At 69.5% G+C, this 24,938-nt stretch carries 23 protein-coding genes; 19 read left to right on the top strand and 4 right to left on the bottom strand.

Going from position 1 to position 24,938, the window contains the following annotated elements:
• Positions 1–59 precede the first annotated feature (59 nt).
• Positions 60–3,620, top strand: coding sequence for a transcription-repair coupling factor (gene mfd / locus AMYNI_RS0122550; protein ID WP_026360789.1), 3,561 nt, complete (start codon positions 60–62; stop codon positions 3,618–3,620).
• 78 nt (positions 3,621–3,698) lie between these two features.
• Here the strand turns inward: mfd and AMYNI_RS0122555 are convergent, their stop codons facing one another.
• Positions 3,699–4,118 carry a hypothetical protein gene (locus tag AMYNI_RS0122555; protein ID WP_020670321.1) on the bottom strand — a complete coding sequence of 140 codons (420 nt, stop codon included), beginning with the start codon at positions 4,116–4,118 and terminating at the stop codon, positions 3,699–3,701.
• Positions 4,119–4,305: 187 nt separating this feature from the next.
• Here AMYNI_RS0122555 and AMYNI_RS45140 point away from each other — a divergent pair, with 187 nt between their 5' ends.
• The 5 genes from AMYNI_RS45140 (at position 4,306) to AMYNI_RS0122580 (ending at position 8,025) form a co-directional block, all read left to right on the top strand.
• On the top strand, positions 4,306–4,794 hold the full coding sequence (locus AMYNI_RS45140) for a Scr1 family TA system antitoxin-like transcriptional regulator (protein ID WP_020670322.1): 489 nt from the start codon (positions 4,306–4,308) through the stop codon (positions 4,792–4,794).
• Between the two features lie 69 nt (positions 4,795–4,863).
• Positions 4,864–5,097, top strand: coding sequence for a Scr1 family TA system antitoxin-like transcriptional regulator (locus AMYNI_RS0122565; RefSeq protein ID WP_020670323.1), 234 nt, complete (start codon positions 4,864–4,866; stop codon positions 5,095–5,097).
• Positions 5,098–5,220: 123 nt separating this feature from the next.
• Positions 5,221–6,213, top strand: a complete 993-nt coding sequence (locus AMYNI_RS0122570) for a SurA N-terminal domain-containing protein (RefSeq protein ID WP_026360790.1) — start codon at positions 5,221–5,223, stop codon at positions 6,211–6,213.
• A complete protein-coding gene (locus AMYNI_RS0122575) occupies positions 6,210–7,166 on the top strand; it encodes a nucleoside triphosphate pyrophosphohydrolase (protein ID WP_020670325.1) in 957 nt (318 codons plus the stop codon). The genes AMYNI_RS0122570 and AMYNI_RS0122575 overlap by 4 nt, the downstream gene beginning before the upstream one ends.
• Positions 7,167–7,182: 16 nt before the next feature.
• Positions 7,183–8,025 (top strand): lysozyme family protein, encoded by an 843-nt coding sequence (locus AMYNI_RS0122580; protein ID WP_020670326.1) that lies wholly within the window; start codon positions 7,183–7,185, stop codon positions 8,023–8,025.
• Here the strand turns inward: AMYNI_RS0122580 and AMYNI_RS45145 are convergent.
• Together AMYNI_RS45145 and AMYNI_RS0122590 are read right to left on the bottom strand one after the other, a co-directional pair.
• Positions 8,022–8,429 (bottom strand): tetratricopeptide repeat protein, encoded by a 408-nt coding sequence (locus tag AMYNI_RS45145; RefSeq protein ID WP_040405879.1) that lies wholly within the window; start codon positions 8,427–8,429, stop codon positions 8,022–8,024. The genes AMYNI_RS0122580 and AMYNI_RS45145 overlap by 4 nt on opposite strands.
• Complete coding sequence (locus tag AMYNI_RS0122590; protein ID WP_020670328.1) at positions 8,327–9,322, bottom strand: DMT family transporter; 996 nt, start codon at positions 9,320–9,322, stop codon at positions 8,327–8,329. The genes AMYNI_RS45145 and AMYNI_RS0122590 overlap by 103 nt, the downstream gene beginning before the upstream one ends.
• Before the next feature lie 99 nt (positions 9,323–9,421).
• Here AMYNI_RS0122590 and AMYNI_RS0122595 point away from each other — a divergent pair, with 99 nt between their 5' ends.
• The 13 genes from AMYNI_RS0122595 (at position 9,422) to AMYNI_RS0122655 (ending at position 23,354) form a co-directional block, all read left to right on the top strand.
• Complete coding sequence (locus tag AMYNI_RS0122595; RefSeq protein WP_020670329.1) at positions 9,422–10,264, top strand: LysR family transcriptional regulator; 843 nt, start codon at positions 9,422–9,424, stop codon at positions 10,262–10,264.
• A 63-nt stretch (positions 10,265–10,327) separates the two neighbouring features.
• Complete coding sequence (locus AMYNI_RS0122600) at positions 10,328–10,795, top strand: VOC family protein (RefSeq protein WP_020670330.1); 468 nt, start codon at positions 10,328–10,330, stop codon at positions 10,793–10,795.
• A gap of 100 nt (positions 10,796–10,895) precedes the next feature.
• Positions 10,896–12,182: a phosphopyruvate hydratase gene (gene eno / locus AMYNI_RS0122605; protein WP_020670331.1), complete on the top strand. Its 1,287-nt coding sequence runs from the start codon at positions 10,896–10,898 to the stop codon at positions 12,180–12,182.
• A 54-nt stretch (positions 12,183–12,236) separates the two neighbouring features.
• Positions 12,237–12,707, top strand: a complete 471-nt coding sequence (locus tag AMYNI_RS45150) for an FtsB family cell division protein (protein ID WP_020670332.1) — start codon at positions 12,237–12,239, stop codon at positions 12,705–12,707.
• A gap of 156 nt (positions 12,708–12,863) precedes the next feature.
• Positions 12,864–13,340, top strand: coding sequence for a DUF501 domain-containing protein (locus AMYNI_RS0122615; protein WP_425387950.1), 477 nt, complete (start codon positions 12,864–12,866; stop codon positions 13,338–13,340).
• Positions 13,341–13,574: 234 nt separating this feature from the next.
• A complete protein-coding gene (locus AMYNI_RS45155; protein ID WP_040405884.1) occupies positions 13,575–14,696 on the top strand; it encodes a lytic transglycosylase domain-containing protein in 1,122 nt (373 codons plus the stop codon).
• Positions 14,697–14,725: 29 nt separating this feature from the next.
• Positions 14,726–15,688, top strand: coding sequence for a Ppx/GppA phosphatase family protein (locus AMYNI_RS0122625; protein ID WP_020670335.1), 963 nt, complete (start codon positions 14,726–14,728; stop codon positions 15,686–15,688).
• Positions 15,689–15,965: 277 nt separating this feature from the next.
• Positions 15,966–17,570 carry a peptide ABC transporter substrate-binding protein gene (locus AMYNI_RS0122630; RefSeq protein WP_020670336.1) on the top strand — a complete coding sequence of 535 codons (1,605 nt, stop codon included), beginning with the start codon at positions 15,966–15,968 and terminating at the stop codon, positions 17,568–17,570.
• Between the two features lie 86 nt (positions 17,571–17,656).
• Positions 17,657–18,583: an ABC transporter permease gene (locus AMYNI_RS0122635; protein WP_026360793.1), complete on the top strand. Its 927-nt coding sequence runs from the start codon at positions 17,657–17,659 to the stop codon at positions 18,581–18,583.
• A complete protein-coding gene (locus AMYNI_RS0122640) occupies positions 18,576–19,550 on the top strand; it encodes an ABC transporter permease (RefSeq protein ID WP_020670338.1) in 975 nt (324 codons plus the stop codon). The genes AMYNI_RS0122635 and AMYNI_RS0122640 overlap by 8 nt, the downstream gene beginning before the upstream one ends.
• 3 nt (positions 19,551–19,553) lie before the next feature.
• A complete protein-coding gene (locus AMYNI_RS0122645) occupies positions 19,554–20,555 on the top strand; it encodes an ABC transporter ATP-binding protein (protein ID WP_026360794.1) in 1,002 nt (333 codons plus the stop codon).
• Complete coding sequence (locus AMYNI_RS0122650) at positions 20,552–21,550, top strand: ABC transporter ATP-binding protein (protein WP_020670340.1); 999 nt, start codon at positions 20,552–20,554, stop codon at positions 21,548–21,550. The genes AMYNI_RS0122645 and AMYNI_RS0122650 overlap by 4 nt, the downstream gene beginning before the upstream one ends.
• Positions 21,551–21,626: 76 nt before the next feature.
• Entirely contained in the window at positions 21,627–23,354 is a 1,728-nt protein-coding gene (locus tag AMYNI_RS0122655) for a S8 family serine peptidase (protein ID WP_026360795.1), read from the top strand.
• Positions 23,355–23,432: 78 nt separating this feature from the next.
• Here AMYNI_RS0122655 and AMYNI_RS0122660 read toward each other — a convergent pair whose 3' ends face one another.
• Complete coding sequence (locus AMYNI_RS0122660) at positions 23,433–24,920, bottom strand: S10 family peptidase (RefSeq protein WP_020670342.1); 1,488 nt, start codon at positions 24,918–24,920, stop codon at positions 23,433–23,435.
• Positions 24,921–24,938 lie beyond the last annotated feature (18 nt).

The raw sequence follows: 24,938 nt of genomic DNA on the forward strand, positions 1-24,938 counted from the left end.
TCGTCCCAGGCAGGGGTGTGCCCGTTTCGTAAGGGGAATCTTCGGTGACCGACGCTTCGCTGTCCGGACTCCTGTCTGCCGTCCTGCCCGATTCCGCCCTGCGCGGGGTGCTCGAACGGGCCGGCGCGCCGCTGCTCGACCTGGAGGGTGCCACCGCCACCCGGCAGCTGGTGATCGCCGCGCTGGCCGCGGACCAGGGCGCCGGCCGCCCGGTGCTCGCGGTCACCGCCACCGGGCGGGAGGCGGACGAGCTGACCGCCGCACTGTCCGATCTGCTCGGTGCCGGCGCGGTGGCCGACTTCCCGTCCTGGGAGACGTTGCCGCACGAGCGGCTGTCCCCGCGCGCGGACACCGTGGGCCGGCGGCTGCAGGTGCTGCACCGGCTCCAGGCCGAGGACCAGGGCGGGCTGCGGGTGGTGGTGGCCACCGTGCGCAGCCTGATCCAGCCGATGGCGCCGGGACTCGGCTCGCTGGCCCCGGTGGAGCTCCGGGTCGGCGAGGAGCAGGAGTTCGAGGGGGTGCTGGCCAGGTTCGTCGAGCTGGCCTACACCCGCGTGGACATGGTCGAGAAGCGCGGCGAGTTCGCGGTCCGCGGCGGCATCGTGGACGTGTTCCCGCCGACCGCCGACCATCCGTTCCGGGTGGAGTTCTGGGGCGACGAGGTCAGCGAGATCCGCGCGTTCGCGGTGTCCGATCAGCGCTCGCTGCCGGGCGAGATCGCCGAGGTGATCTCGCCGCCGTGCCGGGAGCTGCTGCTCACCGAGAGCGTCAAGGTCAGGGCGGGCGAACTGGCCGAGGCGCATGCCGCGGACGCGCAGCTGGCCGAAATGCTGACCAAACTGGCTGGTGGAATCCCTTGCGAGGGAATGGAAGCGCTGATCCCGGTGCTCTGCGAGGGCGAGCTGGAGCTGCTCACCGACGCGATGCCGAAGGGCAGTCATGTGCTGATCGCGGACCCGGAGAAGATCCGCGCGCGGGCGCACGACCTGGTGCGCACCGGCCAGGAGTTCCTGGAGGCGTCCTGGACCACCGCCGCTTCGGGCGGCCAGGCTCCGATCGATCTCGGCGCCTCCGCCTACCGTGACCTCGCCGAGGTGGCCGAGCACGCCGGGGCGACCGGCAGGCCGTGGTGGACGCTTTCCCAGCTGACCAGCGAGGGTGCCGACGTGCTCCGGGTCGGCATCGAGGCTTCGCCGGGTTATCGCGGTGACCTGGAGCGGGCGGCGACCGATCTGCGCGCGCACACCGCGGCCGGTGGCGCAGGGGTGCTGGTGGTGGCCGGGCACGGCACCGCGGCCCGTGCGGTGGAGCAGTTCTCCGCGGTTGAAGTACCCGCGACGCTGGCTGATGACGGGTTGTCCGAGCCGCCGAAGCCAGGCGTCGTCACGGTCACCTGCGGCGGGCTGGCCGAGGGTTTCGTGGCACCGGAGCTGGGGCTGGTGGTGCTGACCGAAGCGGACCTGACCGGCCGCGGCGCCACCGCCGGGCAGTCCACAAAGGACCTCAACGCGAAGATGCCGTCGCGGCGGCGCAACGCGGTGGACCCGCTCGCGCTCAAGACCGGCGACTACGTGGTGCACGACCAGCACGGCATCGGGCGGTTCGTGGAGATGGTGCAGCGCACCGTCGGCGGGGCGACCAGGGAGTACCTGCTGCTGGAGTACGCCTCCTCCAAGCGCGGGCATCCAGGGGACCGGCTGTACGTGCCGACCGACCAGCTGGACGAGGTGTCCCGCTATGTCGGCGGCGAGCTGCCGTCGCTGAACAAGCTCGGCGGCTCGGACTGGAAGAACACCAAAGCCAAGGCGCGCAAGGCGGTCAAGGAGATCGCCGCCGAGCTGGTGCAGCTCTACGCCGCCCGGCAGGCCGCGCCGGGGCACGCCTTCGGCCCGGACACCCCGTGGCAGGGCGAGCTGGAGGACGCGTTCCCGTTCACCGAGACCAACGACCAGCTGGCCGCGATCGAAGAGGTCAAGGCGGACATGCGGCGCGGGGTGCCGATGGACAGGGTGATCTGCGGCGACGTGGGCTACGGCAAGACCGAGATCGCGGTGCGCGCGGCGTTCAAGGCGGTGCAGGACGGCAAGCAGGTCGCCGTGCTGGTGCCGACCACCCTGCTCGCCCAGCAGCACCTGAACACCTTCACCGAGCGGATGCAGTCCTTCCCGGTGAACATCAAGGGCCTTTCCCGATTCACCGTCAAGTCCGAAGTGGACGGTGTGCTGGAGGGGCTGGCCGAGGGTGAGGTCGACATCGTGATCGGCACGCATCGCTTGCTGCAGACCGGAATCCGGTACAAGGACCTCGGGCTGGTGATCGTCGACGAGGAACAGCGCTTCGGCGTGGAGCACAAGGAGCACATCAAGGCGCTGCGCACGCACGTGGACGTGCTGACCATGTCCGCCACGCCGATCCCGCGGACGCTGGAGATGTCGCTGGCCGGGATCAGGGAGATGTCCACCATCCTGACCCCGCCGGAGGACCGGCACCCGATCCTGACCTACGTCGGCGGCTACGACGACAAGCAGGTCGGCGCCGCGATCCGGCGTGAACTGCTGCGCGACGGCCAGGTGTTCTACGTGCACAACCGGGTCTCGTCGATCGAGAAGGCGGCGAAGCGGCTGCGTGACCTGGTGCCGGACGCGCGGGTGGTGACTGCGCACGGCCAGATGAACGAGGACAAGCTGGAGAAGATCATCGAGGGGTTCTGGGCCCGCGAGTTCGACGTGCTGGTGTGCACGACGATCGTGGAGACCGGGCTGGACATCTCGAACGCGAACACGCTCATCGTGGAGCGCGGTGACATGCTCGGCCTCGCCCAGCTGCACCAACTCCGCGGCCGGGTCGGCCGTGGCCGTGAGCGCGGGTACGCGTACTTCCTGTACCCGTCGGAGGCCCCGCTGACCGAGACCGCGCACGACCGGCTTGCCACCATCGCGCAGAACACCGAGTTGGGCGCGGGGATGGCGGTGGCGATGAAGGACCTGGAGATCCGCGGTGCCGGGAACATCCTCGGCGCGGAGCAGTCCGGGCACATCGCGGGCGTCGGCTTCGACCTCTACGTCCGGCTGGTCGGCGAGGCGGTGGACGTGTTCCGCAGGCACGCCGGCGCGGAGCCGCTGGAGGACGAGGCGCCCGCCGAGGTGCGGGTGGACCTGCCGGTGGACGCGCACATCCCGCACGACTACGTGCCGGGGGAACGGCTCCGGCTGGAGGCCTACCGCAAGATCGCCGCGGCGCCGGACGGTGCCGCGCTGGACGCGGTGAAGGAGGAGCTGGTCGACCGGTACGGGCAGCCGCCGGCTCCGGTGCTGCGGCTGCTTTCGGTGGCCAGGTTCCGGCACGCCTGCCGTGCGGCCGGGGTGACCGAGGTGTCCGCGCAGGGCAACACCATCCGGTTCGCCCCGCTGCCGCTGGCCGACTCGCAGCTGGTGCGGCTGAAGCGGCTGCACCCGAAGGCGATGTACAAGGCGATCACCAGCACGGTGTCCGTGCCGAAGCCGACCGAGGGGCCCGCCGGCGGGCGGATGGGCGCGCCGCCGCTGCGGGACGAGGAGCTGCTGGACTGGTGCACCAAGCTGCTCGGCCAGCTGACCAAGCAGCCCGCCGCGGTCGGCTGACCAGCGTTTTCGCAGGTCAGCGGTCGTGAGTGAAAAGTGTTGCCGGAGCAACGCTTTTCGCTCACGACGTTGGGTGGGTTAGTCGACGAGGCGTAGCTCGATGCTGCTGCTGAACTGGGTGCGGCGGGTCCAGCCGGAGACGGCGCCGATGTTCAGCAGCAGCGTGCGGTCCTCCGGGCCCCAGTGGCCCATCCGCGCGAAGGGCATTTCCGCGGAATGGAGGCGTTCGCAAGTCTTCTTCCCGCTGATCACCTGCCAGCCCTGGCGGCGGCCGTTACCGTTCGCGATGTTCCGCTGGACGAAAACGAGCGGATTTCCGATTTCCCGGCTGCTCGCCCCGCCGTCGGCGACATAGAGCAGGCCGGTCACCTTGTAGTGCTTGTTGTCGTTGATCAGCTCCACCTGACCGCAGATCTCCAGGGTCACTCTGCCGGCCTTACCGCCCGCGATCGTCCACGGCAGGAAGAATTCCTTGGTGATTTCCGCGGTGTCCTGCATCGGGTGACCTCGCTTCCGGGGGCGCGTACGGGCGTCTCCAAAGTAAGGCAGGTGCCCTTCTGGCAGCGCTTTCTTGCGCGCTTCGAGTGACCACCGACCGGGTGAGAGGCCGATATCGTGGAACGCTAAGAAGGGTTACTTCGCGGCGCGAAGTACTTGCGAGGTAGGCAAGGCCGGCTCCATTGCGGTGAATCATTCGCGCCGTGCGGGTCAGGAGCGGGGGTACCGTTCCTCGGCGCGAGCGCGCGAGCTGGGTGACGCGCTGACCCAGGTACGGGAGAAGGCCGAACTCACCGCCGACTCGCTGGCCAAATCACTGAGCTGGTCGCCGAGCAAGATCTCGCGGATGGAGAGCGGGAAGCGCGGCTCGTCGGAAATGGACGTGGCGATCTACGCGGTCAAGTGCGGCGCCCCGCGGCCCGAACTCGAACGCCTGCGGCAGCTCGCCAGGGAGACCGACGCGGAGTACCGCCTGCAGGCACACGGCCGGGACCTGCCGGACAACCTGCGCTCACTGATCCGGCTGGAGAACACCGCCGACGCGATCATCAACTACGACCTCGTCTCCATCCCCGGCCTTCTCCAGACCGAAGACTATGTGCGGGCGCTTCTTGGCATGAGTAAACAAATGTCGGAGGGTCAGTTCGAGCCGCGTGTGCTCGCTCGACTCAGCTGACAGCGAATCCTGGATCGGCGTCGAAGAGGGCAGTCGTGCTTTTTCGTGCACGAACACGCTCTCCGGTCAGTGGTCGGCGGGTTCCGGGTGATCCGCTATACAGAACACCGGCCGGTGGCCTGCGTTCCGACCCATACCGCGACCTTGTTCCTCGAGGAGCCGGAAGAGCTTGAGACCTATCGAAGGATCGTTGGTGATCTCGGGGCGACTGCGCTCAGCCCGATCGAATCCCAGGAGTGGCTGAGCGGTCTGGCGAGTGAGTATGACCGGCTGGAGGCGGGCTTGAAGCCCGAACCGGGGTGACTGTGATGTCGCAGCGGGGCGACGCGTGTGCGGGGAGCGCGGACACGTGTGCGGGGGACGCGGACGCGAGTGTGGACAGGCGCTGTGTTCAGGGGCGGGGGCTGTGAGAGGGTAACGGGCGTGATGAGGATCATCGGCCGCCCTCGGGCTTTGCTCGCTGTCCTAGCCGCCTGTCTCCTGGTCGCCGGGTGCGGCTCCGGGCCGAGTCAGGTCGGCGCCGCGGTGATCGTCGGCGGCCGGGTCGTCTCGGTCGACGACGTGCAGAAGATGGTGGAGAAGGTCACCAAGGCCGAGCCCGCCGCCCAGCAGCTCGCCCGGAACCACAAGCTGGACCTGGTGTCCCGCGCGATCATCGGGCAGCTCGTGGTGCACGACCTGCTCGGTGAGGCCGCCAAGAAGGAAGGCCTCAGGGCCGACCAGGCACAGGTCGACCAGCTGTTCGCGCAGAACCCGCTCGGCGTGGCGCTGCCCACCGACGGTTCCGCCGGACCGGACGTGCTCGCCCAGCAGCTCGCCTTCCGCTCCCGCGAGCAGGGCGAGGTCTACACCGACCAGGTGCTGCTCAAGCAGCTCGGCGAGAAGTACCTAGACAAGCTCTCCATCACCTTCGACTACACCAGCGTCGGCTCGGACGACCCGTCCGGGCAGCCGGGTTCGCTGCGGGAGAAGGCGCTGGAGAAGGCTCGGCAGTTCGCGCAGGGGCCGGCCGAGGTCGCGCGGGTCATCGCGGAGGACAAGGGCACCGGCGCCGGTGCCGGCGAAGGTGAGCGCGTGCCCGCTTCGCAGGCGCCTGACCTCGCCGGTTCGGCGCTCTTCGGCGTGCCGCCCGGCACGGTGGTCGCGCTGCAGCTCAACGAGCAGCAGGCCAACTGGGTGGTCGCGGTGATCAGGGAACGCACCCAGGACGCGACCCCCGGGGTGGACCAGGCCGCGCCGGTGGACGAGGGCCAGTACGCGGCGGCCGGCCGCCGCCTGCTGCAGCCCTACTTCGACCAGGCCGCGGTCAAGATCAACCCGCGGTTCGGCGTCTGGGACCCGGTCGCGCTCGGCCTGGCGCCGAACGAGAACGAGACCAAGGGCATCGTGCTCCCGGCCAAGGAATCACTCCGGCCGTGACCGGAGGTTTCCCCGGCAGCGTCGTCGTCCTGACCGGACCCGACGCCGCGCTGCCGGCCGCCGCGCTGACCGCCCTGCGTGGCGCGTCCGTGGTGTACGCGGGCTCGGATCTGGACGCCGTCGCGCTGGGCGTGGAGCGAGCGCCGGAGGTGGCGAAACTGCTCGCCGAGCCGGTGCTGCTGATCGCTTCTTCGGCCACCGAGCCGGGCGCCGCCGCACTGCTGGCTTCGGGGGCAAGGCTGATCGAGGCGCCGCGACAGGCCGGGGCCGGGCTGGCCGAGGCCGCGCGGGTGATGGACCGGCTGCGCTCGCCGGGCGGCTGCCCGTGGGACGCGGTGCAGACACACGATTCGCTGCGCCAGTACCTGGTCGAGGAGACCTACGAGCTGCTGGACGCGATCGAGCAGGGCGACCGAGCGGCGATGCGCGAGGAACTCGGTGACGTGCTGCTGCAGGTGCTCTTCCACGCCAGGGTGGCCGCCGAGCACGCCGAGGACCCGTTCGACATCGACGTGGTGGCCGGTGAGCTGGTGGCCAAGCTGGTCGGCCGGCATCCGCACGTGTTCGCCGACGCGGCCAAGGTGCACACCGCCGAGCACCAGCAGGTGAAGTGGGAAGAGCTCAAGCAGGCCGAAAAGGGCCGTAAGTCCATTGTGGACGGTGTGGCGCTCGGCCAGCCCGCCATCGCGCTGGCCGGGAAGCTGGGGCAGCGCACCGGGCGGGCCGGGATTCCGTTCGACCTGTTCCCGGCCGGGCCGTCGCACGCCGAGCAGCTGTTCCGCATCGCGGCCGGCGCCCGGCGCGGCGGGATCGACCCGGAGGGCGAGCTGCGCGCGGTCGCCAAGCGGTTCGCCGCCGATGTCCGCGCCGCCGAGCACGCGGCAAGGGCGGCCGGCATCGAGCCGTCCACCCTCGAAGCCGACGGCTGGCGCGGCTACTGGCCGGCGCGCTGACGCGTAACCTGAACGGGTGGTCGAACCCACCCAGCCGCACTACGTGCCGGCGCCTCCCTTGCCGCCGGGTCAGCTCCCGCCGCGCCGGATCTCCGGCAAGCTGGTGCTGGCCGGCGCGCTGGTGCTGACCGGGCTGGTGCTGATCCTGACCATCGGGATCAGCCGGGACGAGCCGGAGCCGCCGCCGGAGCCGAGCTTTACCGTGGAGTCGCTCAAACCGCCGCCGGGGGCGACCGCGCCGCGGCAGGCGCTGGCCGCCCCGGAGGACCGGCCGAACGCCTCCGACGTGGCCGAGCTGGACGCCTGGTCGAAGCGGATCGCCAAGGCCACCCAGGTTTCGGCCAGGGTGCTCGCCGCGTACGGGCGGGCGGAGATGTGGATGCGTTCCGAAAAGCCGTCCTGCAAGCTGTCCTGGGTCACGGTGGCTGGTATCGGCAGGGTCGAGTCGCGGCACGGCAACTTCGGTGGCGCGCAGGTCGGGGTGGACGGCCGGGTCACCAGGCCGATCATCGGGCCGGTGCTGGACGGCTCGCCGGGGGTGCGGGCGATCAAGGACACCGACGGCGGGAAGCTGGACGGCGACGTCACCTGGGACCACGCGGTCGGGCCGTTGCAGTTCCTGCCATCGACCTGGCAGCGCTGGTCGGTACGGGCCGGCGCCGACGGCGCGGCGCCGGACCCGCAGAACATCGACGACGCCGCGCTCGCGGCGGGCCGCTACCTCTGCTCGCGGGGCGGCGATCTGTCCACTCCGGACGGTTGGTGGGACGCGGTGCTCACCTACAACCAGTCCGTCTCCTACGGCCAGGAAGTGTTCAGCGGCGCCGATGCCTATGCCGCCGCCAGCCTCAACGCCTAGGTGTTGTTGTCGCGCAAGGCGAGCCGGGCACTGACTTCGCCGAGCGCGTCCTGGTATTCCGGCGCTGGGTGCATCGCGAAGGCCATCTTGAGCTGGGCCAGGGCTTCGACCAGCCTGCTTTGCCGCTGCAGGGTGCGGCCGAGCACGAACCTGGCGTAGTGGTCGGCCGGATCGAGCTCCAGCACCCGGGTGAAGGCCCGTTCCGCGCGGCGGAGCTGGGCCGAATGGAAGTACGCACGGCCGGCGAGCAACTGCACACTGGGCTTGTCCGGCTCGGCGTGCAGCACCGGTTCCAGCACCTTCAGCGCGTCGAGCGGGCGTCGCTTGACCCATTGCTCGGCCTGACGGAACGCCTGGAACCGGGCCTCGCCGGCATGATCCCCTGTAGGGCCCTCGTCAACCATGGTCCACTCGACGTTACCTCGGAGACGGCCGTTTCTCGACCCTCATCCCGCGTACCGAGCAGGCAGGCCACCGCGCCGAGCGCGAGCCCGACGAGCACGCCGGGGTCCGGCGCGGTGCCCATCAGCGGCCAGGAGATCAGCGCGGTGACCGAGGGGATCACGCTGAACAGCATGCTCGCCTTCGCCGCCCCGCCCTGGCGCACCGCGGTCAGGTACAGCACCGCGCCTAGCGCGGAGTTGACCAGCACCAGCCAGCCGAGGACGAGCCAGGATCGTGGCCAGTCCGTGACGCCGCCGTGCTCCAGCAACGCGAGCACGGCGGCGGCCGGGGTGGCCACCGCGAGCTGGACCGCGGCACCGGCACGGACGTCCACCGCACGGCAGAATCGTTGCTGGTAAACGCCGGAGGCGGCGAGCCCGGCCAGGCCGAGCAGGGTCAGCCCGGTGCCGGCGTCGATCCCGCCCGCGGCCAGCACCCGGCCGCCGAGCGCGGCGAACACCGCCAGCACGCCAAGCGCCAGCCCGGCCAGCCGCGCTCCACTGATCCGCTCGCGCAGCGCGACCGAAGCGAGCAGCGCGGTCAGCACCGGGTTCAGCCCGATCACCAGCGCGGACACCGCGGGCGGCACTCCGGCGTGCAACCCGCCGTAGAGGCCGCAGAACTGCACGGCCTGGCCGAGCACCCCGGCCACCGCGGTGTGCCAGAGCAGCCTGCCGCGCGGGAACCGGGCGCGTGCGGCGAGCGCGAACACGGTGAGCACCACCGCGGCAAGGCCGAACCGGAAGGTGGTGAGCAGGAACGGTGACATCGTCGCGACACCGAACGCGCCGGCGGGGTAACCGGTGGCCCACACCAGCACGGTGGCCACGGCGATCGGCAGGGAGATCCGCATGACGCCAGCCTCGGCCCGATGCGCCCGCACTGTCCAACAATGATCAGCCATCGCGATCGATAAGCGATCCTGTTCGGACGATCGGGTAGAGTCCTTGGTGTGAATGACGTCCTGGACATCGTTCCGCTGCGGAGCCTGGTCGCGATCGCCGACTGCGGCGGGTTCCACCGGGCCGCCACCGCGCTGCACCTGACCCAGTCCGCGGTGAGCCAGCACGTGCGGCGGCTGGAGAAGACGCTGGGCCGGACGCTGGTGACCAAGGACGGCCGCGGCGCCAGGTTCACCGCCGACGGCGAGGAGCTGCTCGCCGAGGCGCGGCAGATCCTGGCCGTGCACGACGAGGCGGTCCGCCGGCTCGGCATCGAGGAGCTGGTCGCGCTGGTGGTCGGGTCCACCGAGCATGCCGCCGACCAGCTGCTGCCCGAACTGTCCGCCGCGCTGCGGGCAGCGCTGCCCGGCCGGGATGTCCGATTCCGGCTGGACCGCTCGGCCAGGCTTGCCGAGTCGGTGGAGCGCGGCGCGGTGGACCTCGCGCTGCTGCTCGGCGGCCCGGTCGGCGGGCGGAGCAGGGCGGCGGGCTGGCTCACCCTGTCCTGGTACGCGGCGCCGGACTGGCGGCCGGTGGACGGCGAGGTGCCGGTGGTGGTGTTCGACGAGCCGTGCGTGCTGCGCCGGATGGCGCTGGACGCGCTCGCCGACGCCGGGTTGAGGGCCAGGATCATGGCCGAGGCGGTGGACCTGGCCGGGGTGCACGCGGCCGCACGGGCCGGGCTCGGGGTGACCCTGCTGCCCTCGGTCGGCAGGCCACCCGCCGGGCTGGTGCCGACCGCGGAGGGGCTGCCCGAGCTGGCGAAAGCGCCGCTCAGGGTGCGTTCGCGCACTGGTGCGCCACCCGAGCTGGCGGTGGCCGCCGCGGCGGCCGTCCGACAGGTGGTCGGCTGAGCTGGTGGGTGGGACGGGGGTGCGGTACCGCGCTCGGTACGCGGCATGATGCACTGTTCCGCCATGAGCGACGAGCAAGGCGGCGAACCGGGCGTCCAGTATCTCGGCCTGGCGCCCTACCTCTACTACACCGACGCCACCGAGGCGCTGGAGTGGCTCGTCCGCGTCTTCGGCTTCACCGAGAAGGTGCGGTACGTCGACTCCAGCGGCATGGTGTTCCAGGCCACCATCACCGCCGCAGGTGCGGATATAAGGCTGGCCACGGTCGGTTCGGAGTACTGGGAGGCCAAGGGCGTCGAGGGACCGGTCGGGCAGCTGAACGTGGTTTACGTGGACGACGTGGACGCCCAGCACCGGGCGGTGGTGGCCGCCCTCGGCGAGGACGCGGACGTGTCGCAGCCGCAGGACCAGCCCTACGGCGCGCGGGTGTTCACCATGCCCGACATCGGCGGCAACAGCTGGACCTTCTGGCAGAACACCTCGGAAAAGGTCGACCTGCCCTCCGGCTGGCAGGAGGTCCGCCCCTCCTGAGCGGAATCCGGGGCCGGTCTGCGTGCCTCCAACGGGTGATCGCGGGCGGCGGCTACGCTGGGTGCCGTCGACGCTGGCACAACCGCGTAAGGAGCAAGGCGTGGCGGTCATCGAGCAGGTAGGCGCGCGGGAGATTCTCGATTCCCGCGGCAATCCGACGGTCGAGGTGGAGGTGGCTCTCGACGACGGCACGCTGGCGCGGGCCGCGGTCCCGTCGGGTGCGTCCACCGGTGAGCACGAGGCCGTCGAGCTGCGGGACGGCGACCCCAACCGCTACGGCGGCAAGGGCGTGGAGCGCGCGGTCGCCGCGGTACTCGACGAGATCGGTCCCGAGCTGACCGGGGTCGAGGCCGTCGACCAGCGGATCGTCGACCAGAAGCTGGTCGACCTCGACGGCACCCCGGACAAGTCCCGGCTTGGCGCGAACGCGCTGCTCGGCGTCTCGCTCGCGGTGGCGAAGGCCGCCGCCGACTCCGCCGAGCTGGAGCTGTTCCGCTACCTCGGCGGGCCGAACGCGCACGTGCTGCCGGTGCCGATGCTGAACATCCTCAACGGCGGTTCGCACGCGGACACCGACGTGGACATCCAGGAGTTCATGATCGCGCCGATCGGCGCGGACACCTTCCGCGAGGCGCTGCGCTGGGGCGCCGAGGTCTACCACTCGCTGAAGTCGGTGCTCAAGGGCCGCGGCCTCTCCACCGGCCTCGGGGACGAGGGCGGTTTCGCGCCGAGCCTGTCCAGCAACCGCGAGGCGCTCGACCTGATCCTGCAGGCCATCGAGAAGGCCGGCTACACCCCGGGCCGCGACATCGCGCTCGCGCTGGACGTGGCCGCCACCGAGTTCTTCAGCGACGGCGCCTACACCTTCGAGGGCTCGAAGAAGAGCGCCGAGCAGATGACCGGCTACTACACCGAGCTGCTCAACGCGTACCCGCTGGTCTCCATCGAGGACCCGCTGGCCGAGGACGACTGGGACGGCTGGGTGCGGCTGACCTCGGAGATCGGCGAGCGCGTACAGGTGGTCGGCGACGACCTGTTCGTGACCAATCCGGACCGGCTGGAAGAGGGCATCAACCGCCGCGCCGCGAACGCGCTGCTGGTGAAGGTCAACCAGATCGGCACCCTCTCCGAGACCCTCGACGCGGTCTCGCTGGCCACGTCCTTCGGCTACAAGAGCATGATGAGCCACCGCTCCGGCGAGACCGAGGACACCACGATCGCCGACCTGGCGGTGGCCACCGGGGTCGGCCAGATCAAGACCGGCGCCCCGGCCAGGAGCGAGCGGGTCGCCAAGTACAACCAGCTGCTGCGGATCGAGGAGACCCTCGCGGACGCGGCCCGTTATGCCGGCGATCTTGCCTTCCCGAGATTCACCCCGGAGGCCTGATTTCCGGTGGCCGAGCGGGGCAGGCAGCGCGGTCGGCGAGGTGGGCGGGGCAGTGTGTCCGCCCGCCGGCCGGAGCGCGCCCGGCGGGACATCGGTGGCAAGAAGGCCAGGCTGCGGCGTGGGCTGAGTGCGAAGCGCGCCTCCGGTGCGGCCAGGGTGCTCGGCATGTCCAACACGCGCCGGGCCGCGGTGGTCGCCATCGTGGTCTGCGCGCTGGCCTTCACCATCGCGGTACCGCTGCGTACCTACCTCACCCAGCGCTCCGAGATCTCCGAGCAGGAGCAGCAACGCGCCGAACTGCAGAAGGAGGTCGCGGAGCTGGCCGCCCGCCAGGCCCAGCTCTCCGACCCCGGCCAGGTGGAGGCCGAGGCGCGGCGCAGGCTGCGCTACGTGATGCCCGGTGAGACACCGTTCATGGTGCAGCTGCCGGAGGACAAGGCGCAGGCACAGCAGCCGATCCCCGGCGAGCAGGCCCAGCCGCAGGGCGCCTGGTACGAGCAGCTCTGGAAGAGCATCACCGGCTGACCTGCTTTTGCGGCTGACCCGTGCAGCGAAGGCCACCTTGCCTGCGTTCAACGCAGGCAAGGTGGCCTTCGCTGCATGTCAGGGCAGGTGAGGTGGGTGCTGGGGGTTTGCGAGAATGGGCGGGTGAACAGGAGTGAGCTGGGCGGGTTCGAGGCCGTGACGGACGCCGACAAGGAGGTCATCGCGGAGCAGCTCGGACGCCCGCCGAGGGCGCTGCGGGCGGTGGCCGCGCGCTGCCCGAGCGGCCACCCGTCAGTGGTTCAGACCAATCCTCGGCTGGAGAACGGCACCCCGTTTCCCACCCTCTACTACCTGACCTGCCCGCGGCTGTCCTCCATGGTCGGCAGGCTGGAGGCGTCCGGGCTGATGCGGGAGATGACCGACCGGCTGGCCGAGGACGCCGAGCTGGCCGCCGCCTACCAGCGCACGCACGAGGACTACCTCGCCGAGCGCGACGCCATCGAAACGCTCGGCCACCAGGTGACCGCCGGCGGCATGCCGGGGCGGGTCAAATGCCTGCACGTGCACCTGGCGCACACCCTCGCCCGCGGCCCCGGCGTGAACCCGTTCGGCGACGAAACGCTGGCCCTGCTCCGTGCCGAATGGCCCTCCGGAGACTGCGCCGCCCGGTAACGCCTTCCGATGTCTTGCCGTCGGCGAACCGGACAGGCTCGTACTGGCCGGTAACGATCTACGTGCGGAAACAGATAACTGAGCCAGGTGGAGTAATTCGGCCGCCGACCGGTGATCGTCCGGCCGCTGGGGATGAAACCGGCCCGCTACTGAGGCAGTCTGAGAGTACGTGGGCTTCACACCGGATGGACCACTATCGGTCGCGGGCGAAACTGGCAGGGAAGGCTGGAGGGTGTGCGAGTATCGCGGTTGACTGGCACGGCACGAAGAATCGGGCTGCGTCACAAAACGGTCGTGGCGGTCATCGGTGGCACCCTCGCCGTCGTGCCCGCGGTAGCGGCCAGTGGCGGTGCCGCGACCTGGGTCAACCTGGCCAGTTCCGAGCACACCGGTGACGCGGCGCTGGAAGGCGGGTTCGACCCGCGACTGACCCAGATCGGCGTGAACGGCAGCCTCCCGCAGGCGCCCGCGCCGGTTCCGCTCGGTGCCTACGAGTTGCCGAGTGGGCCGTTGGGTATTCCTGGTACGGCGTTGAAGGCGTATCAGAACGCGGCGGAGATCGTGGCGCGTGAGCAGCCTGGTTCGCATATCGACTGGGCGTTGATCGCGAGTATCGGGCGGATCGAGTCGAATCACGCTCGTGGTGGTTATGTGGACGCCAAGGGCGACACGCTGGAGCCGATCCTGGGGCCGGTGCTCAACGGCGCCGGGCCGGTGGCCGCGATCGCCGACAGCGACGGCGGCCGGTTCGACGCGGACCCGGTGTGGGACCGCGCGGTAGGCCCCACCCAGTTCATTCCCTCGACCTGGCGCAACTACGCCTCCGACGGCAACGGCGACGGCGAGTCCAACCCCAACAACATCTACGACGCCACCCTCGGCACCGGCCGCTACCTCACCTCCGGCGGCCTCGACCTCGCCAACCCGGACCAGCTTCGCGCGGCGATCTTCCGCTACAACAATTCCGACAGCTACGTGAACACGGTCATCCTGTGGGCGCAGGCGTACCGCAGCGGCAGTGTCGGCGCGCTGCCGGACAGCAAGGTGCCGATCGGTGCGCCGAACACGACCACTTCCCCGGCGCCGGGCGAAGTCCCGCCGCCGCCGGCCCCGACCACCACGCCGACGACGCCGGCAACCGGCAACCCGCCCGGCACGACCACGCCGACCGGCAGCCAGCTGCCGCCGGACACCAGCGACGAGACCCCGCCCACGACGACGACCACGACGACGACTACACCGACGACGGACCCGACCTGTACCACCAAGCCTCCGAGCGAAACGCCGACTCCGCCGTCGACGACCTTGCCGCCGTGCGACCCCGACGGGACCTCCACACAGACGCCTACGCCCTGATCGCGGGTGGTGATGGTTAGGGTGGGGTCATGCCTCGCGTCGCTGCCATCGACTGTGGAACGAACTCCATCCGGCTGCTCGTAGCCGAGCTGACCACCCGCCACGACGGCACGGTCGACCTGCGCGACCTGCACCGCGAGATGCGGATCGTCCGGCTCGGCCAGGGCGTGGACCCCAGCGGCCGGCTCGCCCCGGAAGCGCTGGAGCGCACCCGTGCCGCGCTGGTGGACTACGCGGTCGCCGCCCGCCGCAAGGGGGTGGAGCAGGTGCGCATGGTGGCCACTTCGGCCACCAGGGACGCGAGCAACCGGGACGAGTTCTTCTCGATGACCCGCGAGGTGCTCGGCACCGAGGCCGAGGTGATCACCGGCGACGAGGAGGCCAAGCTCGCCTTCACCGGCGCGGTCGGTGAGCAGGACCCGGACGACGGCCCGTTCCTGGTGGTGGACGTCGGCGGCGGTTCGACCGAGCTGGTGCTCGGCGACTGGGACGGCAGCCGGGCGCAGGTGAGCGCCGCCCGTTCGGTGGACATCGGCTGCGTGCGGATCACCGAGCGTGCGCTGAAGTCCGATCCCCCGACCGCCACCGAGATCGCCGCCGCCAGGGAACTGGCGGGAAGTGTGCTCGCCGAGGCGTTCGAAGCGGTGGACGTGTCGAAGGCGAGGACCTGGATCGGGGTTGCCGGCACCGTCACCACCCTGTCCGCGGTCGCGCAGGAGCTGTCCGAGTACGACTCGGAACGCACCCATCTGTCCCGGCTTTCGCGGGCCGACATCGACCGGCTGGCCGGTGACCTGCTTGGTTCAGACCACGCCGCCCGTGCGGCGAACCCGGTGATCCACCCCGGCCGGGTGGACGTGATCGGCGGCGGCGCGGTGATCGTCGAAGTGCTTGCCGCGCAATTGGCCCGGCGCGGTGGTCCGGCCGAACTCGTGGTCAGCGAACACGACATCCTGGACGGCATCGCGCTATCCCTCGGCGCGTCCGGATAAAGCACGATCGGGCGACGGTTTAGACCCTCGGTAAACGATCGGTAACATCAAGTGCAAATGGGTCCGATTGGGCTAGTTGTCTAGCGACGAAAGTGCCGCTTTTGTGGGATAACGGCCAGCATCGTGACCTTTTCGCAATGCGTTTCCCTGTGACCCGGGTAACTGGTCCGGCTAACGTGCGTCTCACCTTCCGGGAAGGCGTGGCCTGTGATGCCCGCGTACTGCCGGAGTCACACTGTTTGGGAGGCGTGGAGGGATTATGCGGAGACCACGATGGATGGCGGTATCGGTGCTGCCGGTGGCGCTCATGCTGGCCGTTGCCGGATGCGGCGGCGGTGGCACGGGTGACAACGCGGGGGCAGGCGAGACCGATCCGAACGCCACCGTCTCGGTCTACGGCACCGAGCCGCAGAACACCCTGCTGCCCGCGAACACCAACGAGCTCGGCGGCTCCAAGGCCGTCCAGCCGATGTTCGCGATGCTGGTCGAGTACGACTCCGCGACCGGGGCCCCGTCGAACCAGATGGCCGAGTCGATCACCACCAGCGACACCAAGGTCTACAACATCAAGCTCAAGAAGGGCTGGAAGTTCCACGACGGCACCGAGGTCAAGGCGAAGAACTTCGTCGACGCCTGGAACTGGGACGCCTATGCCCCCAACGGCCAGCTGAACTCGGACTTCTTCTCCCAGATCCAGGGTTACGACGAAGTGAACCCCGGTAAGGACAAAGAGCCGACCGCGGACAAAATGTCCGGGCTGAAGCTGCTCGGCGACTACGAGTTCGAGGTGACCCTGAAGGGCCCGTTCTCGGTCTTCCCGACCAAGATCGGCTACACCGCCTTCGCGCCGCTGCCGGACGCGTTCTTCGCCGACCCCAAGGCGTTCGCCGACCACCCCATCGGCAACGGCCCGCTGAAGTTCGTCTCGCGCACCCCTGGCACCGACATCAAGCTGACCCGGTTCGAGGAGTACCAGGGCGCCGACAAGGTCAAGTTCAAGGACCTGGAGATCCGGATCTACCAGAGCCAGGAGACCGCCTACCAGGACCTGCTCAGCGACCGGCTGGACTTCATGGAGGCGCTGCCGCCGGCCGCCACCGCGGGCGGGCGGTACAAGCAGGAGCTCGGCGAGAAGCTGGTCGAGGGCAACCTGCTCGGCATCAGCACCCTCGCGGTGCCGTACTACGTGCCGGGCTACAACAACATCGAGCTGCGCAAGGCGATCTCGATGGCAATCGACCGCCAGCAGATCGTGGACACCGTCATGAGCGGGACCTACCGGCCCGCCACCAGCTGGATCGGCCAGGGCATCGAGGGCTACCGTCCGGACGTCTGCGGCGAGGCCTGCGTCTACGACCCGGTCAAGGCCAAGGAGCACCTGGCCAAGTCGGGCTTCACCGGCAAGCTGACCATCGCGTCCAACGCCGACGGTGGCCGCAAGGAGCCGCTGGTGGCCGCGTGCAACAGCATCAAGAACGCGCTCGGCATCGAGTGCGACTTCGTGCCGGCGACCAGCTTCGGCCAGTACCGCGGGATCGTCACCTCCAGCCAGCTGACCGGCATGGGCCGTTCGGACTGGTCGGCGGACTACCCGTCGATCGAGAACTTCCTCAACCCGATCTACAAGACCGGGGCGGCCTCGAACGACTCCAAGTTCTCGAACGCGGCCGTGGACGCGAAGCTGGAGCAGGCGGACTCCACCGCGGACAAGGCGGCGGCGATCAAGCTCTACCAGGAGGCCGAGGACCTGGTGGCGAAGGAGATCCCGCAGATCCCGGTGTGGAACGAGAAGGGTGTCGGCGCCAAGTCGGCCAAGCTGAAGACGGCGAAGCTCGACTTCAGGCGGCTGGCCGACTACTCCTCGCTCGAGGTCGGGCGCTGAGTACGGGCCCGATCGTCGTTGACTGACGGGATCGGGGTTCCGCGCCGCGCGGAACCCCGATCCCGCCCACCACTAGGAGCCAATGCATGAGTCGCTATGTGCTGCGACGGCTGCTGCAGCTCGTTCCCGTTTTCTTCGGCACGACGTTCCTCATCTACGCCCTGGTCTGGGCGGTTCCCGGCGATCCGTTCGCCGGGAAATGCGGTCAGCGGGCTTGCCCGCAGGCCTTTGTGGACGCGATGACGGCCAAGTACAACCTGAACGACTCGCTCATCGTCCAGTACTTCAAATATCTCGGCGGGCTTTTCACCGGCGACTTCGGTGAGACCTTCAACGGGAACTCCATCGGCGAGATGATCGCCAACTCGTACCCGATCACCGTCCGGCTCGCGATCATCGCGGTGCTCATCGAGGCGGTCATCGGAATCGGCGCCGGCATTCTGACCGGCCTGCGCGGCAAGGGCTTTCTGGACAACCTGGTGCTGGTCGCCACCACCTTCCTGATCTCCCTGCCGGTGTTCGTCACCGGCATCGTGCTGCAGATCGTGCTCGGCAAGGAGTGGGGTCTGATCAATCCCAGCGTCTCGTCGGAGGCCACCTGGGGTGAGCTGATAGTCCCCGGGTTCGTGCTCGGCAGCCTGTCCATGGCCTATGTGGCCAGGCTGACCCGGAGCAGCATCGCGGAGAACCGGCGTGCCGACTTCGTCCGCACCGCGATCGCGAAGGGGCAGCCGTCCAGACGCGTGGTCGGGGTGCACCTGCTGCGCAACTCGGTGATCCCGGTGATCACCTTCATCGGCATCGACCTCGGTGCGCTGATGGGCGGCGCCATCGTCACCGAAGGCGTGTTCAACATCAACGGCATCGGCGGGCTGATCTTCCGGGGGATCCAGGACAAGGACGGCATCATGGTCACCGGCATCGTGGTGCTGCTGGTGCTGGTCTACCTGCTGATGAGCCTCATCGTCGACCTCCTCTACGCCGTACTCGACCCGAGGATCCGCTATGACTGACCCCAGCGCCGCCGCGAGCGGCTCGGCACTGGAATCGGGCGCCGGGCGTGAGGTCAGCGATCTCAGCCATGCCGACGACACCGGCCGCGGGCCGGAGAAGCCCCGCAGCCTGTGGGCGGACGCGTGGCGCCAGCTCCGCCGCAAGCCCGCCTTCATCATCTCCGGCGTGATCATCCTGATCGTGGTGGTGATGGCGCTGGCGCCGGGCCTGTTCACCTCCCGGCCCGGTGACTTCAACGATCTGGTCCATGCCTACGAAGGCCCGTCCGGTGACGCCTGGTTCGGCTACGACAACCAGGGCTACGACGTGTGGGCCAGGGCGATCCACGGTGCGCGCGCGTCGCTGCTGATCGGGCTGTTCGCCACCGTGCTGACCGTGCTGATCGGCTCGTTCATCGGCATCATCGCCGGCTACTACGGCCGGATCGTGGACAGCCTGCTGTCCCGGTTCGGCGACATTTTCGCCGGTCTGCCGTTCGTGCTCGGCGCGATCGTCATCCTGACCACCTTCAACGCGCCGGGCAGCAACCCCGGTGCGGCCGCGATCGTGACCCAGGTGGTCGCGTCGATCGCGGTGCTGTCCTGGCCGGTGGCGATGCGGATCATGCGGTCCGCGACGCTGGTGGCCAAGCAGCTGGACTACGTGAAGGCGGCGCGCGGGCTCGGCGCGAGTACGCCGAGGATCATCTTCCGGCACCTGCTGCCGAACACCCTCGCCCCGGTGCTGGTGTACGCCACCATCGCACTGGGCGCGTTCATCGGCGCCGAGGCCACCCTGGCCTATCTCGGTGTCGGGGTGCGGCCGCCGGTGGTCTCCTGGGGCGTCATGATCAGTGACGCCAGGGACTACTTCCGGACGGCGCCGCACATCCTGTTGTTCCCGGCCGGTTTCGTGACGATCACCGTGCTCGCCTTCGTGATGCTCGGCGACGCGGTACGCGATGCCCTCGACCCCAAGGGCAGGTGAGGAATGTCCACTGTGGATAGTGATCCGCGGAATCTGCTGGAGATCGAAAACCTGCACGTGGAGTTCCGGACCTCGGAAGGGGTGGCCAACGTGCTCAACGGCGTCGGCTACCACGTGCGCAGCGGCGAGACGCTGGCCGTGCTCGGCGAGTCGGGTTCCGGCAAGAGCGTGACCGCGCAGACCATCATGGGCATCCTGGACTCGCCGCCGGCGGTGGTCACCGAAGGGGCGATCCGCTTCAACGGTGAGGAACTGCTCAACGCTACCCCGGACCGGCGGATGGAACTGCGCGGTGAAGGCCTCGCGATGATCTTCCAGGACGCGCTGTCCGCGCTGAACCCGGTGTTCACCGTGGGCTTCCAGATCGAGGAGCAGCTGCGCGTCCGCCGTGGTATGTCCAGAAAGGACGCCCGGCGGCGGGCCGTGGAGCTGCTCGACCTGGTGCGCATCCCGAACGCGGCGAGGCGGATCAGGGAGTACCCGCACCAGTTCTCCGGCGGGATGCGCCAGCGCGCGATGATCGCGATGTCGCTCGCGCTGGACCCCGAGCTGCTCATCGCGGACGAGCCGACCACCGCGCTGGACGTGACCGTGCAGGCCCAGATCATGGACCTGCTCAAGGAGATCCAGGTCGAGCGCCAGATGGGGCTGATCCTGATCACGCACGACCTGGCCGTGGTGGCCGAGGTGGCGGACCGGATCGCAGTGATGTACGCCGGGCGGATCGTGGAGCAGGCCGACGTCAACGAGCTGTTCCGCGCGCCAGGGCATCCCTACACCGCGGCGCTGATGAACTCGCTGCCCCGGCTCGACCTCAAGGGGCAGACCTTGGAGACCATCACCGGGCTGCCGCCGAGCCTGCTGGCCATCCCGTCCGGTTGTCCGTTCCACCCGCGCTGCCCGCGTGCCGAGGACAGGTGCGTCACCGAGCGGCCGAGCTCGCACGGCATCGGTCTCGGCCGGGTCAGCGCGTGCCATTTCGCCGAGGACGTGGTTGCCCGATGACAGAGCCGATCCTGCAGGTTTCCAACCTGGTCAAGCACTTCCCGGTGCAGACCGGCATTCTGTTCAAGCGCACGGTCGGGCACGTCAAGGCGGTCGACGGGGTTTCCTTCGACCTGATGCCGGGCGAGACGCTCGGCGTGGTCGGCGAGTCCGGCTGCGGCAAGTCCACCCTGGCGCAGGTGCTGATGCGGCTGGAGGAGCCGACCAGCGGCACCGCGACCTTCGAGGGGCGGGACATCTTCGCCCTGCGCGGGGCGGAGCTGCGCCGGCTGCGCCGCGACATCCAGATCGTGCTCCAGGACCCGTACACCTCGCTGAACCCGCGGATGACCGTGGGCGACATCATCGGCGAGCCGTTCGAGATCCATTCCGACGTGGCGCCGAAGGGTTCGCGGCAGGCCAAGGTGCGCGAGCTGCTGGACGTGGTGGGGCTCAACCCGGAGCACCTCAACCGGTACCCACACCAGTTCTCCGGCGGTCAGCGCCAGCGGATCGGCATCGCCAGGGCGCTGGCGCTGCGGCCGAAGGTGATTATCTGCGACGAGCCGGTTTCCGCGCTGGATGTGTCGATTCAGGCGCAGGTGATGAATCTGCTCGACGAGTTGCAGTCCGAATTCGGACTTTCGTATGTTTTCATCGCGCATGATCTATCCGTGGTTCGTCACCTTTCCACCAGGGTTGCCGTGATGTATCTCGGCAAGTTCGTGGAGATCGGCACTGAGGACGAGATCTACAGCCATCCGGCGCATCCCTACACCCAGGCGCTGCTCTCCGCGGTACCCGTCGCCGACCCGACGCTGCGGGGTCGCCGGCAGGTGATTCGCCTGGAAGGAGACGTGCCGAGTCCGATCGACCCGCCTTCCGGCTGCCGGTTCCGCACCAGGTGCTGGAAGGCGGAGGACCTCTGCGCGGCGGAGCAGCCCGCGCTGGAGGTTCGGGCCGGCGGGCATCCCAGCGCCTGCCATTTCGCCGAGGAGAAATCGGTTGTTCCGTGATTAGTCCTTTCTGACGCTTTTGGCGGAGCAATTCCTGAGCTAGGTTGCTCCTCAGGTCTCGAGGAGGGTTCTTCCAGTGAAAAGATCCAAACTATTGATAGCGGCGCTCGCCGTACCGCTGATCGGCGGAATCGCGGGTGTGGCCGCACCGACGGCGGCGGCACAACCGCGGCTGGCCGGGCCGGACACCGAGTTCACCGTGCTCGCCGCCGAGGGGCAGAGCGTCGCCTCGGCGGAGCAGGCGATCCGGGACGCCGGCGGCACGGTGCTGCACAGCAACACCGCGGTCGGGCTGATCACCGCCACCGCGCCGGCCACCGGGTTCACCGAGCGCGTCTCGGCCGACCGCGCGGTGTTCGGCGTGGCCAAGGCGAAGGCGATCGGCAAGGCGCCGACCCAGCGCGCCGTGCCGAAGCCGGACGTGGTGGAGAAGGAAGCCGGCCGTACAGCAGGCGGGACGGCCGCGAAGAAGCCGGACCCGGTGGGCACCGACCCGCTGGACGACAAGCTGTGGGGCCTCAAGTCGGTCCGCTCCGACCTGGCCAGGACCAAGCAGGCCGGGGACAAGCGGGTCAAGGTCGGCATCATCGACACCGGCGTCGACGGCTCGCACCCGGACATCGCGCCGAACTTCGACAAGGCGGCCTCGCGGAACTTCACCCGCGACATCCCGTACGACGAGAAGGGCGCTGAGGCGGACGGGCCGTGCGAGTTCCGCGGCTGCGTCGACCCGGTGGACCACGACGACAGCGGGCACGGCACGCACGTGGCCGGCACCATCGCCGCCGCCGCGAACGGCTTCGGGGTCTCCGGGGTCGCGCCGAACGTGACACTGGTGAACATCAGGGCCGGCCAGGACTCGGGCAGCTTCTTCCTGCAGGCCACCGTGGACGCGCTGACCTACGCCGGTGACGCCGGTGTGGACGTGGTCAACATGTCGTACTTCGTGGACCCGTGGCTGTACAACTGCCAGTCCAACCCGGCGGACAGCCCGGCCCAGCAGCTGGAGCAGCGCACCATCACCGCGGCGGTCAACCGCGCGCTGAACTACGCGCACCGCAAGGGCGTCAGCGAGCTCGTCGCGCTGGGCAACCAGCACAGCGACCTCGGCGCCCCGCAGCGCGACACGATCAGCCCGAACTACCCCAGCGACAGTGCGCACCCGCGGGACATCGACAACTCGAGCTGCGTGTCGCTGCCGGTCGAGGGCGCGCACGCGATCGGGGTCGGCTCGTTCGGCCCGTCCGGGAAGAAGGCGGACTACTCGAACTACGGCACCGAGCAGATCTCGGTCTCCGCGCCGGGCGGGTATGCCCGTGACTACTTCGGCACGGAGTGGTTCAACGCCAACGAGAACAAGATCCTGTCCGCCTACCCGCGCAACGTCGCGCTGGTCGAGGGCGCGATCGACGCGGCGGGCAACATCACCGAGGCCGGCGCCAAGCTCGGCGTGCAGAAGGCCACCGCGGCCGATGGCCGGGTCGGGTACTACCAGTACCTGCAGGGCACGTCGATGGCAACACCGCACGCCAGCGGGGTCGCGGCGCTGATCGTTTCGCAGTACGGCAAGAAGACCGGCGGCGAGTTCGGGCTGGCCCCGGACGCGGTGCAGCGGGTGCTTGAGGGCACCGCGGCGAAGACGCCGTGCCCGGTGCCGAGGACCGTGGACTACCTCAAGGAGGGTCGCGACGCCTCGTTCACCGCGACCTGCGAGGGAACCCCCGAGTTCAACGGGTTCTACGGCCGCGGCGGCGTGGACGCGTTCACCGCCGTGACCCACGGCGAGCCCTACCTGCGCGGCTAACCTTTCCATCAAGTCCGTGAAGGGCCCCTTGCCTACCTTCAAAGTAGGCAAGGGGCCCTTCACGACATAAGGCTGGGGTCAGCGGTTGGAGGCGGAGCGGATGAAGGCGCCGAGGTCCTTGCCCTGCTGGATGCGGGAAGGCTCATGGACGTACATCATGTGGCCGGCGGGGTAATACGCCGACTCGATGTTGTCGCGCAGCTCTTCCGGGATCGCCAGGTGCGCCAGTACGTGGTCGGCCGCGAAGTACGGGGTCGCGCCGTCGTAGTGGCCGAGTGCGACGTGCACCTTCAGGTGCTGGTTCGCCCGCATCGCGGCGCTGAGCGAGGCGACCGCGGACACCGCGCGGCCCTCGAAGTCCGAATAGGACCATGCCTGGTTGACGTCCATGGACAGGATCTCGTACGGCAGGTCGTTGGCGTAGTCGAGCTCGGTGCGCACGTAGTGGTTGAAGCCGGCCGAGTACGCGCCGATGATCCGCGAGATCGACGCGTCGTCGCTCATCAGCTCCCGGCCGCCGTCGGGCTCCCAGGTGGTGAACCGGCCGTCCATCCGGCCGGTCACCAGCCCCCGGTCGCGCAGCAGCTCGGTGAAGAACCGCACGTGCTCGATCCGCAGGTCCACTTTGTCCACATAGGACTCTTCCAGGCCGGTCAGCGACGCGAGGGTCTGCACCGCCTGGGTGCGCTCGGCGGCGGACAGCCTGGCGCCGCGCTGCAACGCCCACGGCAGCTCGCGGGAGGCGAACTCCTCGGCGTCGGCGAGCACGTCGTCGAGCGGCCGGTCGCCGTGCCGGCCGTGGTAGTGCGCGATGGCCGCGTAGGTCGGCACGAACAGCGAGTACGGCAGGTCGTTGCCCTCGGTGAACCGGATGGTGCCCATGTCCAGCACCGAGGAGATCAGCAGCAGCCCGTTCAGGTAGAGCCCGTGCCGCTCCTGCAGATGCCCGGCCAGCGCGGCGGCGCGCAGCGTGCCGTAGGACTCCCCGGCCAGGAACTTCGGCGACAGCCAGCGGCCGTTGCGCGAGGTCCACAGCCGGATGATCTCGCCGACCGACTCGAGGTCGGACTTGAACCCGTGGTAATCGCCCGGTTTCTCGCCGGTGGTGGCGCGCGAGTAGCCGGTGGACACCGGGTCGATGAAGACCAGGTCGCTGTGCTGCAGCAGGGTGTCCGCGTTGTCGACCAGGCCGTAGGGCGGCGGTTCCGGCGAGTCCACGTCACCGGAGACCACCCGGCGCGGGCCGAGCAGGCCGAGGTGCAGCCAGATGCTGGACGAGCCGGGGCCGCCGTTGAAGGCGAAGGTGACCGGCCGCGAGCCGGGGTCGGCATCGTCCAGCGTGTACGCGGTGAGGAAGACCTCGGCCTTCGCCTGGTGCCCGTCGAACTTGCCGTCGGTGAGCACCTCCTTGCGCAGCACCACCCGGCCGGTCTGCGCGGTATAGGCGAGTTTGCGCCGTTTGACGGTCAGCGTGTGCCGGGTGGTGACCAGGTCGTCGGCGGGTTCCGGTGGGGACTGCTCCGCGGTGGGGGACTCCGCGGTTTCCTCGGGTGAGCTATCGGGCATGCCCCCAACCTAACGGAG

It is taken from the genome of Amycolatopsis nigrescens CSC17Ta-90, assembly GCF_000384315.1.
In the GTDB taxonomy this organism is placed as follows: Bacteria; Actinomycetota; Actinomycetes; order Mycobacteriales; family Pseudonocardiaceae; genus Amycolatopsis; species Amycolatopsis nigrescens.

Excerpts from the sequence above, each read along its gene's own strand:
- AMYNI_RS0122590 (WP_020670328.1), bottom strand. The coding sequence starts at position 9,322 with ATGCGGATCTCCCTGCCGATCGCCGTGGCCACCGTGCTGGTGTGGGCC.
- AMYNI_RS0122635 (WP_026360793.1), top strand. The coding sequence starts at position 17,657 with ATGAGTCGCTATGTGCTGCGACGGCTGCTGCAGCTCGTTCCCGTTTTC.
- AMYNI_RS45145 (WP_040405879.1), bottom strand. The coding sequence starts at position 8,429 with ATGGTTGACGAGGGCCCTACAGGGGATCATGCCGGCGAGGCCCGGTTC.
- AMYNI_RS0122600 (WP_020670330.1), top strand. The coding sequence starts at position 10,328 with ATGAGCGACGAGCAAGGCGGCGAACCGGGCGTCCAGTATCTCGGCCTG.
- AMYNI_RS0122625 (WP_020670335.1), top strand. The coding sequence starts at position 14,726 with ATGCCTCGCGTCGCTGCCATCGACTGTGGAACGAACTCCATCCGGCTG.
- AMYNI_RS0122640 (WP_020670338.1), top strand. The coding sequence starts at position 18,576 with ATGACTGACCCCAGCGCCGCCGCGAGCGGCTCGGCACTGGAATCGGGC.
- AMYNI_RS0122630 (WP_020670336.1), top strand. The coding sequence starts at position 15,966 with ATGGCGGTATCGGTGCTGCCGGTGGCGCTCATGCTGGCCGTTGCCGGA.
- AMYNI_RS0122645 (WP_026360794.1), top strand. The coding sequence starts at position 19,554 with ATGTCCACTGTGGATAGTGATCCGCGGAATCTGCTGGAGATCGAAAAC.
- AMYNI_RS0122555 (WP_020670321.1), bottom strand. The coding sequence starts at position 4,118 with ATGCAGGACACCGCGGAAATCACCAAGGAATTCTTCCTGCCGTGGACG.
- AMYNI_RS0122570 (WP_026360790.1), top strand. The coding sequence starts at position 5,221 with ATGAGGATCATCGGCCGCCCTCGGGCTTTGCTCGCTGTCCTAGCCGCC.
- AMYNI_RS0122650 (WP_020670340.1), top strand. The coding sequence starts at position 20,552 with ATGACAGAGCCGATCCTGCAGGTTTCCAACCTGGTCAAGCACTTCCCG.
- AMYNI_RS0122660 (WP_020670342.1), bottom strand. The coding sequence starts at position 24,920 with ATGCCCGATAGCTCACCCGAGGAAACCGCGGAGTCCCCCACCGCGGAG.